The organism is Schaalia cardiffensis, assembly GCF_016405145.1.
GTDB classification, from domain to species: Bacteria; Actinomycetota; Actinomycetes; order Actinomycetales; family Actinomycetaceae; genus Pauljensenia; species Pauljensenia cardiffensis.
Genome location: NZ_JAEKIA010000004.1, coordinates 1 through 12,961, shown reverse-complemented (window position 1 = coordinate 12,961; position 12,961 = coordinate 1). Strand labels below are relative to the sequence as shown.

General features: G+C 62.0%; 10 protein-coding genes and 1 CRISPR repeat array. Of the genes, 1 reads left to right on the top strand and 9 read right to left on the bottom strand.

Features of this window, described 5'->3' with window-relative positions:
* Nucleotides 1–16 precede the first annotated feature (16 nt).
* The 4 genes from dtd to JFX23_RS09330 form a co-directional block, all read right to left on the bottom strand.
* Nucleotides 17–442: a D-aminoacyl-tRNA deacylase gene (gene dtd / locus JFX23_RS03190; RefSeq protein ID WP_198775698.1), complete on the bottom strand. Its 426-nt coding sequence runs from the start codon at nt 440–442 to the stop codon at nt 17–19.
* Entirely contained in the window at nt 442–1,797 is a 1,356-nt protein-coding gene (gene ygfZ, locus JFX23_RS03185; protein WP_198775697.1) for a CAF17-like 4Fe-4S cluster assembly/insertion protein YgfZ, read from the bottom strand. The genes dtd and ygfZ overlap by 1 nt, the downstream gene beginning before the upstream one ends.
* Nucleotides 1,794–2,444: a heme-binding beta-barrel domain-containing protein gene (locus JFX23_RS03180; RefSeq protein ID WP_198775696.1), complete on the bottom strand. Its 651-nt coding sequence runs from the start codon at nt 2,442–2,444 to the stop codon at nt 1,794–1,796. Before JFX23_RS03180 ends, ygfZ begins: the two co-directional genes overlap by 4 nt.
* Nucleotides 2,445–2,753: 309 nt before the next feature.
* Nucleotides 2,754–4,304: a hypothetical protein gene (locus JFX23_RS09330; RefSeq protein WP_233050538.1), complete on the bottom strand. Its 1,551-nt coding sequence runs from the start codon at nt 4,302–4,304 to the stop codon at nt 2,754–2,756.
* A 707-nt stretch (nt 4,305–5,011) separates the two neighbouring features.
* Between JFX23_RS09330 and JFX23_RS03170 the strand changes: the two genes are divergently transcribed.
* The gene (locus JFX23_RS03170) at nt 5,012–5,305 is read left to right on the top strand and encodes a hypothetical protein (RefSeq protein ID WP_198775695.1); all 294 of its coding nucleotides are present in this window, start codon (nt 5,012–5,014) and stop codon (nt 5,303–5,305) included.
* Between the two features lie 400 nt (nt 5,306–5,705).
* Here JFX23_RS03170 and JFX23_RS03165 read toward each other — a convergent pair whose 3' ends face one another.
* The 5 genes from JFX23_RS03165 to JFX23_RS03145 all read right to left on the bottom strand — a co-directional run bounded on the left by JFX23_RS03165 (nt 5,706) and on the right by JFX23_RS03145 (nt 11,159).
* Nucleotides 5,706–6,986, bottom strand: coding sequence for an adenylosuccinate synthase (locus JFX23_RS03165; RefSeq protein WP_198775694.1), 1,281 nt, complete (start codon nt 6,984–6,986; stop codon nt 5,706–5,708).
* A gap of 477 nt (nt 6,987–7,463) precedes the next feature.
* Nucleotides 7,464–8,726, bottom strand: coding sequence for an ATP-binding protein (locus tag JFX23_RS03160; RefSeq protein WP_198775693.1), 1,263 nt, complete (start codon nt 8,724–8,726; stop codon nt 7,464–7,466).
* A 263-nt stretch (nt 8,727–8,989) separates the two neighbouring features.
* Entirely contained in the window at nt 8,990–9,214 is a 225-nt protein-coding gene (locus tag JFX23_RS03155; protein WP_198775692.1) for a type II toxin-antitoxin system antitoxin, read from the bottom strand.
* Nucleotides 9,215–9,283: 69 nt separating this feature from the next.
* Entirely contained in the window at nt 9,284–10,246 is a 963-nt protein-coding gene (locus JFX23_RS03150) for an SPFH domain-containing protein (protein WP_051057818.1), read from the bottom strand.
* Between the two features lie 448 nt (nt 10,247–10,694).
* The gene (locus JFX23_RS03145) at nt 10,695–11,159 is read right to left on the bottom strand and encodes a hypothetical protein (protein ID WP_198775691.1); all 465 of its coding nucleotides are present in this window, start codon (nt 11,157–11,159) and stop codon (nt 10,695–10,697) included.
* Between the two features lie 582 nt (nt 11,160–11,741).
* A CRISPR array of direct repeats spans nt 11,742–12,806; the repeat unit is 28 nt; unit sequence GGCTCATCCCCGCTCACGCGGGGAGCAC.
* Nucleotides 12,807–12,961 lie beyond the last annotated feature (155 nt).

Genomic DNA, 12,961 nt, shown 5'->3' with positions numbered 1-12,961 from the left:
GCCCCGTTTTCACCCCTCAAGCTTCAACAAGAACGGTGAAGGGCCCCGAATTGACGAGCGACACTTCCATCATCGCGCCGAAAACCCCGGTCTCCACATGAAGACCGCGAGCGCGCAGATCCTCCACGAGCGCGTTGACGAGGGGTTCGGCCTGCTCAGAAGGAGCTGCTTTCGACCAGGAGGGCCGCCGCCCTTTCCTTGTATCGCCATACAGGGTGAACTGGCTGACGACGAGGACGGGAGCGCCGACTTCCGTGACAGAACGCTCGCCCTCGAGAATGCGTAATTCGGCGATCTTGCGCGCAAGGGTCGCGACTTGTTCGCAGCCGTCGCCTCGGGCGACTCCGAGGAGCACCATGAGTCCCGGCCCTGTGATCTCTCCGACGGTTGTGCCTTCAACGTCGACGCTGGCTCGGGCGACCCTTTGGATGACGGCGCGCATCAGCGGGCCCCCAAAGCACCCAGGCCGCCGATCGGGGACACGTCGTGGCGACGCAGCTGCGGGTTGGCGAGTTCTGCTCCGGGCCGTTGCTTCGGGGAGATCGCGGACTTGCCGTCAATGGGGACGATGAGTTCTTGCGCGGCGGCGATCCCATCGAGGTCGAAGACGATGTCGGCGGGCACATTGCGAGCGAGGAGGGCGAGGGCGATCGGCCCCATTTCCGCGTGGCGGGCCACTGAGGTGATGACACCGACGACGCGGCCCCGCCATTCAATGCGTGTTCCCTCGTCGGGCAGGTCCCCCCTGGAGCCGTCGAGTTGGAGGAAGACGAGCCTTCGCGGTGGGCGTCCGAGGTTGATGACGCGAGCGATGGACTCTTGGCCTCGGTAGCAGCCCTTGTTCGTGTGGACGGCGGTTCGCAGCCAATCGAGTTCAGCAGGGATGGAACGGGCGTCGGTTTCCCATCCGAGACGAGGACGCCACGAGGCGATGCGCATCGCCTCCCAGGCGAGCATTCCCGATGGGCGGCGATTCGGGTCTGCGCCGAACCATGCCCTCGTGAATTCTTCGGCCTTCTCACGGGCGACAAGGTGGAGGCGCATTCTCGAACGCAAGCCAGGGTGGGGGCCTTGGAAGTATTCGGTACCCCCTTTAACAGTCCCGGGCCAGGGGTCAGCCCAGCTCAGGAGGAGGCCGGGCAGGCCCTGGGCCGTGTCCGTGTCACTGCCCGCGCTCGCGAAGAGCGTGTGGTCGCCACAGATTCTCACCTCGACTCGCAAAGCGAAGCGCATGGAGTCGAGGAATGCGGCGAGGCCCTCGGTGTCGTGGCCCTCGCAGATGAGCCAGGTCGTTTCCCCGTCGTCCATGACTGCGGCCGCGTGCTCGATATGCCCTTGGGGGTCGAGGACGAGGAGTTCTTTCGAATCGCCTGGCCCCATGCCGGTGATGATCTGGGAGGTGATGGAGGTGAGCCAGCTGTGACGGTCTGTGCCGCAAACAGCGATGACTCCGAGGTCTGCGCGGTCCACGAGGCCGCGTCCCTCTTCGAGGGCCCATTGTTCGCCCGAGGGGTCCGAGTAGTGCAGGGCGATGGGAGAGGAGGGGGCGGGGCGTGGGGAATCGGTGAATTCGCAGCTGAGGACTGCGCCGGGCAGGCGCGTCATCGGGGAACGCCACTCATCCGAAGGTGCGGCGGGCGCGGGGTTTGAGGATTGAGGCTCTGCGTTTACTCGGTCTGTGGGCGCGGGGGCTGTCGCTTCAAGACACTCAGCCGCAGGGTCCGTCAATGCTTCGGAGTTGAGGGCCGAAGGATCCGGGCTCAAAGACTTCTCGGGGACGGTGTCACTCACTTTCACTCACCGAGCCCGCCCTCGGCCTCGGTGTCGATCCCCTCGACTGTCTCACCGGATTTGGTCGTCGCCTGGGCGACGCGCATGAGTCGGCCGGACATCTCGACCTCGGCCTCTGAGGAAGCGAGTGTGCGTTCCTGAGTCCACATGAGTTCACCGGCGACCAGACCGTACATTCGCCCGAGATGCTCGACCTCTTGAGCTCCCGCTGCGCGTGCAATCGCATCCGAGACCATTTGGACGCGAGGACCCACACCTACTCCGGCCCACAAGACACCAAGAGCGTTCGTCGTCGCCGAGGTCGCAGTGAACTCACGAGGCACATACTCGCCCGGCTTGGGGAGGATTCCCGAACCAGGAAGGACGGACACGTACATCGACTCTTCAAAGATCAAGTCCCCGCGGGCAATATTCGCCAATCCTGTGGCCGCATCCCACACAGGGTCGATCTGAGCGTCCGCTTTCGGCACGCCACGGTAGATCGAGGTCGTGAGGAGCATCTGCTCTCCGCTGATCTTTCCCGTGATCTCTTCGATGACGGCGAAGTCCTCGGCCTCGTCGAAGCCGGAGTGCATGCCCCAGCCCTTCCAGGTTCCGAGCATCCAAGCGAGGGGGGCGAGAGAAGCGGGAAGATCCGCGGGAATGACCATCATGAGCACAAGGGTAGGGCCTGAGCGTGCCTGCTGCGATCTTGCAGGCCGATCCTGATACGCGCTGAACACGTACGGTGAAGGGATGAGCTTGGGGAAATGTCACGCTCTGCGAACAGAGCATCGATACCTGGCAATATGCTGATGCAGCAATGTGCCGACGCATTCGAGGGCTCACGATCGCCCGGTGCGTGACGGCCCAGTGGGTGCTCGCCCAGTGCGTGATGGCCCGGCGCGTGATGGCCCAGCGCGTGATGGCCCAGCGCGTGATGGCCCAGGGATGGGGAAAGAGCCCCGGGGCAGGGCTCCGACTCAGATTCCCCCAATGCGGACGATCGCGTAGATCGGAGTAGCGGCAACCAAGAACTTCGCCGCTCCTCTGGCCAGAGCACCCAGGGGTGGGCTTCGCATGATGTGATCGCCGAGGAGCCCATCGAGAACGATCACGGAAAGCGCCACCGACAGCCCCGCGATGCCTCCGAGGAGAAGGACTGCAGACAGGCGGCCGAAAACGTGGGTGACTCCCGGCAAAACGATCGGAGTGACGGAGGTCATCATTCCAACACCCCAGAAAGCGCTCGCAGCAATGACTCCTGCGAGCACTCCGGTCCCCAGGGCCCCAAGGGACTGAGAACGGTAGCTCGAACCGATCTGGTCACCCCAGACGACGGCCGCAATAATGATCGCCGCAATTGGAATGATGATCTCCCATTGGTTCAAAGCGTCGAGCGCTACCCACGCAGTGCCGCTCATGATGAGCGCCTGAGCGGCGATCGCATGAGAAAGGACCAAGTAGTTCGGCATTGAGGAGTCAACAGGAGTCGCGCGTCTGGGGGGTTGAAGGTTGTCGTCCTCGTGAATCGTCGAAGCCGGAGGGGCAACTGAGCGCGCGGGCCTTGTTCCCCTTCCCTGTGGGGGATTTCCTTGTGGGGGATCGCCTGCTCGTTCTTCACGTGAACGGTCCCGTGGAGCCGGCAAGGACATCACCGTCGCCGCGATGAGGAGACTTGAAGCGACTCCCGCCACTGGGACAACCGAACCGAGATTGTGCGTATAGGCGACCATCAGGGGAACGAAGAGGGCTGAGAGAGCGAGAACCCCGATAGTCGGCACAGGCAGTTCAATACCGGTCAGAGCATTCCATCCCAGGGCGAGGGCGAGGCCCGCGACAACGATCACTGGAGAAAAGCTCCAGGCTGCGCCGGGCAAAGCCCAGGCTGCAATTGTGAGCGCGGAGAAAAGGAGCACGCTGAGGGCCGATACTCGCATTCCCGAGTCGATCGGCATGCTCGCGCTCGTGAAGCCCTCGATTGGAGTGGATCGCCTATGAGGAGCGGATCGAGTGTGAAGAGCGGATCGAAGGTGAGGAGCGGATCGCGAGTGAAGAGCGGGTGTGCTCTCGCCGGAGAGGCTTTCATCCTTCCGACTCTTCCAAGGCGCAACGGCGCCCTCAAGGCTGTGCGGAGCAGTGCTCTGCGCGCCGAGAGGAGATCCATTCTCGCTGGTGAGCCCTGCGGTGCTCTCAGTGTTGAGCCCTGCGGCATTCTCGCTGTTGAGCCCTGCGATGCCCTCACTGTTGACCCCTGCGGCGGTCCCACTGGCGAGCCGTTCGGCGTTCTCGCTGGTGTGCTGCGGAGTGCTCTGAGTGTCCTGCGCAATGGCGCGCTCAGCCTCGAGCGGTGCGCTGCCTTCAGCGTTGAGCAAAGCAGCGCTTTCAGCGCTACGCGGAGCATCGTGCGTCGTGGAGCGCGCCTTATCGATCGACGCCTCAGCCTCGGCAGCCAGCCTCGCCCTCGTCATCTGAGCACGCGAGGGGAACGGGCTCTTAGCCGAAGAATCCGAGCGGGTATCCATGTCCTTCATCGTCTCATGCGGATGCCCTCATTCCTCGCGCTGAGGTTTCCATCGGGCAAAGGAGCGGTATTCAACACTCATGTGCCGAGGCGCTCGACACGGCCTCCTGAGCGGATCCACCTGAACAAGAACGCCCACGTGGGGTGATCCACGTTCTCCACGACCCACGATTGAGTGTGAACGCGTATGCTTGTGCGCGCACCGAGTCGTTAAGCCCCGGGCTCCACACTTCGCCGCTACGAGCGGCCTTCGCGCCGACAGGCGCTTTCGGCTCGGTGCCCCAACTTTTCAGCCATTCCCCTGGCTATTCTCCCTTGAGGCTCGAGAAGCACCTCACCTCGCCTCACACGCACCTGATTCTTCACAAGACTCCTCACGGCCTTCGACCTTTTCAGTGCAACGCTCCGCGCAAGTTCAGTGCAACGCTCTGCGCAAAAACGTCTTCGACGATTAGTGGAATCCCACAAGGTCAGGAGCCTCATCCCTCTTCGACGCAGCACCCCCGGGTCTGGTGCAACGCTCTGCGCAAGAACGTCCTCGACGATTAGTAGAGCCACGCATGGGCACGAGCTTCTCACTGAAATCCCGCATGGTCAGGAGCTTCGTCCCTCTTCGACGCAACACTCACACCCAAAGTGCAACAATGACGCGATGAAGTGCGCGCTCGCCGGTTTTCCCGGTGCGCGATGGCCGACTGGCACCAAGGATTGACCGATGTGGATTTCATCGTTCCACTCTTCGTTTACAGGGTTCCCCTTGCAGCGATATTCGGTATCGCAACGTGGGCGGTGCACCACAACAATCCCCGCAAGGCATCGCAGCACGACCATTACCGCAGCGTCTATGGCCTTTCCCTCGAGAGAGTGCTCGCCGAAAGCCCCGTTGACCGCGACGAAGTCCTCCGGCTCCGAGATTCCTCAAAATCCGGAGAAATGGCCGCAGTCCGCTACGTCATGAAATGGAACCCCGTCCCCCTCGAAATCGCCATCCAATTCGTCCGAGCACTCTAAACACGCGACACACCATGAATACGACAGGCCAGGGGACACGTCGCTCGAAGCACTGACGGGGGTCGACAGTCGAGGCCCTGACAGTGGGTGGCGACGGTCGAAGCCTTGACAGCGGGTCACGACAATCGCGGCGCTTACGGTAAGTCACGGCAGTCGATGCACTGACGCTTGGGACCCACTCGCCTACGGCCAAGCCCCTAGTCGCCGCCAGAGGCGTCGCCAAGGTCAGAACCATCACCACGCTTCGCCATCAAGACCGTTGCCACGCTTCGTCAGAAGGGCTCTCGCCGCAGTCACTTCCTCAGAAGGCCTGTCGCTCCGGGTACCTCATCGTCGCTACAGTTACTTCGTCGTCGCTACAGCTACTTCGTCGGAAGGCCGTTGCTACGCCAACTCGCTCTCAGATCAACGGGTAACGGACGATCGTCGCCTCACGGCCAGGGCCCACGCCGATCGACTGAATCCGGCACTTCGACAACTCCTCAAGGCGGGCAATGTACGCCTGCGCATTTACCGGCAACTCCTCGAAAGTGCGGCAGCCGCTAATGTCCTCATCCCAGCCCGGCAACTCCTCATACACCGGAACAGCCTTCGCGAATCCAGCCTGATCGAGCGGCATCTCCTCAGTGCGCACACCATCAATCTCATAAGCGACACACACGGGAATCGACGGATAGCCAGACAGCACATCAAGCTTCGTCAAACAAATATCAGTGAGCCCATTGATGCGAGTCGCGTAACGGACAACAACCGCATCGAACCAGCCCGTTCGACGCGCACGCCCCGTCGTGACACCGAATTCTCCGCCCTTGACGCGCAAGGCCTCCCCGACCTTGTCATCAAGTTCAGTCGGGAAAGGCCCCTCCCCCACTCGAGTCGTGTAGGCCTTCGCAACACCGATGACCCGGTCGATACGGGTCGGCCCAACCCCGGCACCAGTCAAAGCACCACCCGCAGTCGGGTTCGAGGAAGTGACGAAGGGGTAGGTGCCATGGTCGATGTCGAGCATTGTCGCCTGGCCGCCCTCGAAGAGGACCGTATCTCCACGATCGAGCGCCTCATTGACCTCCAAGGACACATCACACATCATTGGGCGGATGCGATCCGCGTAAGCGAGGAGCTCTTCGGTCACAACCTCCGGGTTGAGGGTCTCCATGCCGACAGCGGCGAAAATCTCGTTCTTCGGAGCGAGCGCCGCCTCAACCTTCTCAGCAAGGCCCTCAGGATCAAAGAGATCCTGGATGCGAATGCCAATACGGTTCATCTTGTCCGCGTAGGTCGGGCCGATCCCACGGCCCGTCGTACCGATCTGATTCTTCCCACGGGCCCGCTCATTGGCCTGATCCATGAGGCGGTTGTAGCTCGGGATGATGTGCGCATTCGAGGAAACCTTCAGACGCGAGCAGTCCACGCCCCGGGACGCCATCTCATCGATCTCCTGGAACATGACCTCAATGTCGACAACAACGCCGTTACCAATGATCGGGGTCACGCCCTCGGAGAGGATTCCCGCAGGCAGAAGGTGAAGGGCGTATTTCTCTCCATCAATGACGACGGTGTGTCCGGCGTTGTTGCCGCCGTTGAACTTCACGACATAGTCGGTGTTCTGACCGAGCTGATCGGTCGCCTTGCCCTTACCCTCGTCGCCCCACTGGGCGCCGAGCACGATGACGGCTGGCATTGGAATCTCCCGCGATTTCGATGAGCATGCGACGATGGCCGCACCGCGGGTAAGTCTACCGGGCCCGAATCCTCAGCGTCGCCGCACGAGCAGGGCATCCTGGTTGCCCGTCGAAAGCACTGTGGGACGGCAAAAAGCAGGGGTATAGACATGCGAGGCACGAAGATCAGAAGCGGGGTATGAGCACTGCGAGGTGCAGCCCGGCGAAGGCTCGGCTGATAGGCCCGGTGGGCGGCGGCGACTTCCCTAAGCTGTGTCGCGAACGAGCCCCCAAGTGGAGGGTTTAACAACAAAAGGAGGGACTATATCCCCTCCACTTGCCGCGATCTCCTCCACTTACAGTCAAGCCGCGGTCACTCAGAACCGAACAACAGGCCACCTGTCTTCGATGAATACCCAGGCATAGTGCCGGAGATGACTGCCCGGGCACACCACCAAAGGGTCAATACCCCGAGGGAGCGCCGACGTGATGCGGCGCTACGGGCGGAGCGCCGCCAGGGGAATCACCCAGACCCCATCTGTGCGCCGGATGACCGGCCCGGATGGAATGACGACGACGAGGGCGCTCGGGCTTCGCTCGACGTGGGAAGCGACTCGAAGAAGGTTTGCTGCGGCCTCGTCAACTGACAAGTGCGAGAGCTTAGCCTCGACACCGATCCAGTCTCCAGAGCGGGACTCGATGATCGCGTCGATCTCAAGGCGCCCCTTGCCATCTCGCAGGTGGAAGACTCCTCGAGCGCGGATCGATTGCGCGTAAACACGCAGTTCATGCACCACCAGTGATTCGAAGAGGATGCCGAGTGTTTCCGGGTCCGATTCGAAGCGTTCGGGAGCACCCCCGAGAAGGCTCATCGCCAATGAGACATCGGCGAGGTGGCGCTTCGGTGTCTGCACGAGGCCGGCCTTCGAACGCAAACGGGGAGACCACGCCGGTTGATCTTCGACGAGGAAGAGTCGGCAGGCGAAATCATGGAGAAGAGGAACAAACTGCTCAGAGGGCTCTCCTTGGGAGATTTCTCCGATCCTTCTTCTGACAGCCGCAAAGGTCGCAGGTTGGGCGATCAGCCCTGCGTAAGCTCTGAGGAAAGCGCCGAATCTGCGGGGATCACGTCGCATTCCCGCGACGATCGAATAATCGTGTTCTTCTATCTGCTCGATGTAAGCGGCGACTTTATCTGCGGCGTCTTGCGTATCGAGGCCGAGGAATCCTGGCCATCCCCCGGATGCCATCCAAGAGATGTAATCGGTGACGCTCGCATCGACCTCGCCCCTCACTTCAGCTGTTCCCTCGAACAGTGATGCGAGAGAAAGATTCCCTTGATTGAGTCCGCGTTCATAGAGGGACATCGTTCTCATTGTGAGTCGACGAATCCGCCCCGCCCCGGAATGGCGCAGGGAGTCTTCTTCCGGAGTTGAAGAACCAGTGAGGATGAACTGCCCCTTCTGTCTACGATCGTCGATCTCGTGACGTACGAGGTTCCAGATCTGCGGTAGCGACTGCCATTCGTCAATGAGTCGGGGAGTGTCGCCAAGGAGAATCTGCCCAGGAGCAGAGCGCAGAAGATCCATCGTGGTGCCCGCAACGTCCAAGCTGATCTGAGAGCCGCCAGCCGCGTTCACAGCATGACGCGCCGTCTCAGTCTTCCCGCAGGCTCGAGGTCCACAGATCTCGACAGCCCCCGATGCGCGCAGTCCTCGCTCCAGCTCGGCATCAACGAAGCGCGGAATGTACGACTTCATGAACTCATGACTAGCAAGATATGCGGAATTTTCCGTATCTCATATTAGGAATTTTCCATATATGACACGGGATCTTTCCCTGCCGCTTGCGAGATTCACCTTGGAGTTGCCCCCTCCGCATCCTCATCCTTGCGAGGGACACCCCGCCTGCACTCTCACCCGATGGGGAATGCCCCACCTTCACTCTCACCCGGCGGGGAATGCTCGACTCTTTCCACTCCAAGGACGGGCCGCCCCTTATCTTTGCGAGCCCTGCTCGACCCTCAGGCCTGTGAAACCGCCTCTCCCCTGTCCTTGCGGGGTCTGCCGCGCCCTCGCATGGGGGCGGCTTTGACCTCCCTCCCGGCATCTTTCAAGGCCCTGCGCAAGACGACCTCGATCTGGGCGTTCACCGAACGCAGCTCGTCGGCCGCCCACTTGGCAAGAGCCTCATGGACGGCCGGATCGAGCCGGAGCAGGACCTGCTTGCGCTCACGCTTCTCAGCCATGGCCCGCACCCCAGAATTGCGCCAGAGCCTCAACTTCCGAAGGCAGCGACATCATGATGAGTGCTCACCTCAGTACAGCGAACCGGCATTGACGACGGGTTGCGTCCTCGTATCGGAACAGAGGACCACGAGGAGATTGGAGACCATCTGGGCTTTGCGCTCGTCGTCGAGCTCAACGATGTCGTTATCCTCCAGACGTTTGAGTGCCTGGTCGACCATCGTGACCGCGCCCTCGACGATCTGCTCGCGGGCGGCGATGACGGCTCCGGCCTGCTGGCGTTGGAGCATGGCTTGGGCGATCTCGGGCGCATAGGCGAGGGAGGAGATGCGGACCTCGACGATTTCGAGGCCCGCGAGGGCGACGCGGTTGGCGACCTCTTCGGCGAGTTCTGCACTCACGAGGTCGGTGCCTCCACGAAGCGAGGTCTCACCGGGGCCGGGCTCATCGTAGGGATGGGTGGTCGCGACGTGGCGGAGGGCCGACTCGGCCTGTGCCTTGATGAACTCCTCGTACTCTTCGACGGCGAAGACGGCGCGCGCAGTGTCGGCGACCTGCCAGACGACGATCGCCGCGATGTTCACGGGGTTGCCGTCTGAATCGTTGACTTTCAGCTCGTTCGTCTCGAAGTTGTGGACCTTGACGGAGACCCTTTTGCCGTTTGTCAGTGGGGGCACGAGGACGAGGCCGGTGCGGCGGACGGTGCCGATGTATTTCCCGAAGAATTGGCGCACGGAGGTCTGTCCGGGCGAGATGACAGCGAGGGAAGTCATGAGGATGAGGACGAGCAGGAAGAGGAGGATGCCTGCGATGATGCGGGCGATTCCGCCAGGTTCTTCCGCGTCGCTCATGACCGCACCGATGATGAAGGTGTAGATGGAGTAGGCGAATCCGGCGAGGAGAAGCAGGGCTGCGGGAAAGGCTGCTGCGGAGCTGATCGACGCTGCGGGACGTTCGGCAATGTCGATTCTGGCGGTGACACTGGTGGGGTCGTTTTCCACCTCGGGATCGACGATTGGGGCCTGGGTGTTCATGGGGACCTCCTCGAAGAGCCTCGCTGGCCGCGCCGGATGCACAGCTTCAAGCAAGGCAGCTATCAACTTCAAGCAAACCGCTTATCAAAATGATATCTATTTTTTCGGGACGCGCAAGCCCTAGCTCCGCTACCCCAGGAGTCGCCCTGTCGTGGCTCGCTGCGGCTTGGCGCTTCTTGCATCGACCAGCGTCCTGAGTTGGGGCGCTTGGTTTTGGGGAACTCTTCTTCCCGGCACGTTCGTACTTCCGGCAACCACGAACTTCCGGATGCCTCGCACTTACGGATGCCTCGCATTTCCGGCAAGCACGCATTGGAGGTCGGGAGCCCGTTCTCCCGCGCTCATGAAGCGCTGAGACTGGTTCCTCGCCATCTTCTGACTCCCGGGACCTTTCTCCCGCGCGCATGAAGCGTTGAGAGACACAGCAACCACAGAAGAGCTTCCCTCCTTAATGAGGGAGAGTGCTTGCGGGGAGGTCGCCTTCCGCTGCGGCCATCTTCGCCGCCAAACGAATCATGGTTCGCGCGTCCTCTTCGCTCGCCCCGCTGCGTCGCTGATAACGCGCACAGGCAACATGTGCTTCGCCAGTCCACAGCATTGCGACCTCGTCACTATTGATCGGAGGCAAGCCACGGCTGATGAGCTGCCGGTATTCACGATCAGCCTCCTCGGCCTCGTCGACTACGCGTTGCCCAGAAGCGAGAACCATCATGAAAGCGGCGACGAACGCAACAGCCTCCATCCTCCGGTAGCCCGCGTTCTTCACGAGGACGTCGACAGCCCCTTCGACATCTCCCGCTCTCACCGCGACGGCCAGTTGACCGGAAATCTGTACCCCGCCCGGCATGGCCTGGAGGCGCTGCCACCCTGAAATTGCGAGCTCGCGCGCCTCATCAACTTCTTTCGGACTCAAGGAACGCTCCAGAGTATTCACATATTCACGCACTCGCGAAGCAGAGGAAGAAACAGAGGAATGTGGCTCACTCTCGCGCGCCGCGCTACGGATCCCTCTCCGAGCGGCGGCGAAGGGACGGGTCCGCGCCTCGGTTCTGCGATTCTCTTGCACAGGCGGCTGCTCAGGGATCAGATCAACCCCATAAGTGCCTTTCAACCTCGCCCACAACGATGACATGAAAGCCCTCAACCCAGATGACACCCCCCTATTTCATCATGTTCCGAAGAAGTTGGGATTTTGCAAAACCTGCCTGTGAGAGGCTGCGGCGTTGTTAGCTGTGATACAGATGTTAACAATGGGGTCTGGTGCAGGTCCTGGTGACACATGATCTGGTCGCGCTTTGCGCAGTTGTGACGATTTTGCTCGTGCCCAAGGCTTATCTCAAAAGGCGGAGCGAAGGGCTTGTACAGGTTTTCCCGAATGGCGAGCCGGTCCCTCAGATCGCCAAGGCCTTCGCTACCAAGGGTGCAATGCAGACGGAGTCATCCCTACTCGCGCGGAAAGCACCTGTTCCTGAACATCCCGGACACCCAGCAGGCCGATTCATCCCCGCTCACGCGGGGAGCACCACCCAGCGCTATGCCGAACCTCCACACAACGCGGCTCATCCCCGCTCACGCGGGGAGCACCCCCGTGTTTCCGGGGAGTTCGGTTCTCCGTGGGGCTCATCCCCGCTCACGCGGGGAGCACGGCTATCAGGATGCGCGCCGAGCCCTGTATGCGGGCTCATCCCCGCTCACGCGAGGAGCACATCCAAAGCATCTTCACCGTCATCCAAGGCATCGGCTCATCCCCGCTCACGCGGGGAGCACTCCATGTATCGGGGATCGCGCGCGCATCGGGTGGGCTCATCCCCGCTCACGCGGGGAGCACCCCCGTGTTTCCGGGGAGTTCGGTTCTCCGTGGGGCTCATCCCCGCTCACGCGGGGAGCACGGCTATCAGGATGCGCGCCGAGCCCTGTATGCGGGCTCATCCCCGCTCACGCGAGGAGCACATCCAAAGCATCTTCACCGTCATCCAAGGCATCGGCTCATCCCCGCTCACGCGGGGAGCACTACGGGGTCGTCTCACCGTGTACGGCCTCCTCGGGCTCATCCCCGCTCAGGCGGGGAGCACGACGCGATGGTCACCCTCGTCGCCCTCATACTCGGCTCATCCCCGCTCACGCGGGGAGCACCTACCAAGATCAGCCAGATTAAAAGCAATGTGAGGCTCATCCCCGCTCAGGCGGGGAGCACTTACTGGTATTGGAAACGTCGTTGCGTCTACGAGGCTCATCCCCGCTCACGCGGGGAGCACGCAGTGCTGGGAGCGACCGGCACCGGGACGAGCGGCTCATCCCCGCCCACGCGGGGAGCACGGTAAGCCCGTTGGTGACAAGGTTGTTCACGAGGGCTCATCCCCGCTCACGCGGGGAGCACGAGCAGGGGAGGGGTGAGGGGCTGTGAGGGGCCGGCTCATCCCCGCTCACGCGGGGAGCACGTCCACACGGAGAAACGCCAGTCCGAAATGACCGGCTCATCCCCGCTCACGCGGGGAGCACTGGGACACCCCCCTTTAAACTCAATCGTCCCAAGGCTCATCCCCGCTCACGCGGGGAGCACGCCTCACACAGCCCTAACGCTGGCGGATGGGGGGTGCCCCTATGTGGTGTGTCAAGCGACGGTTGGTAGTTGGTGGGTGGGTTGGGGGTTGTAGAGGGTGGCGTTTCGGATCATGGCGTGTAGGGTGAGGATGCGGCGGTGGGCTAGGGCGATGA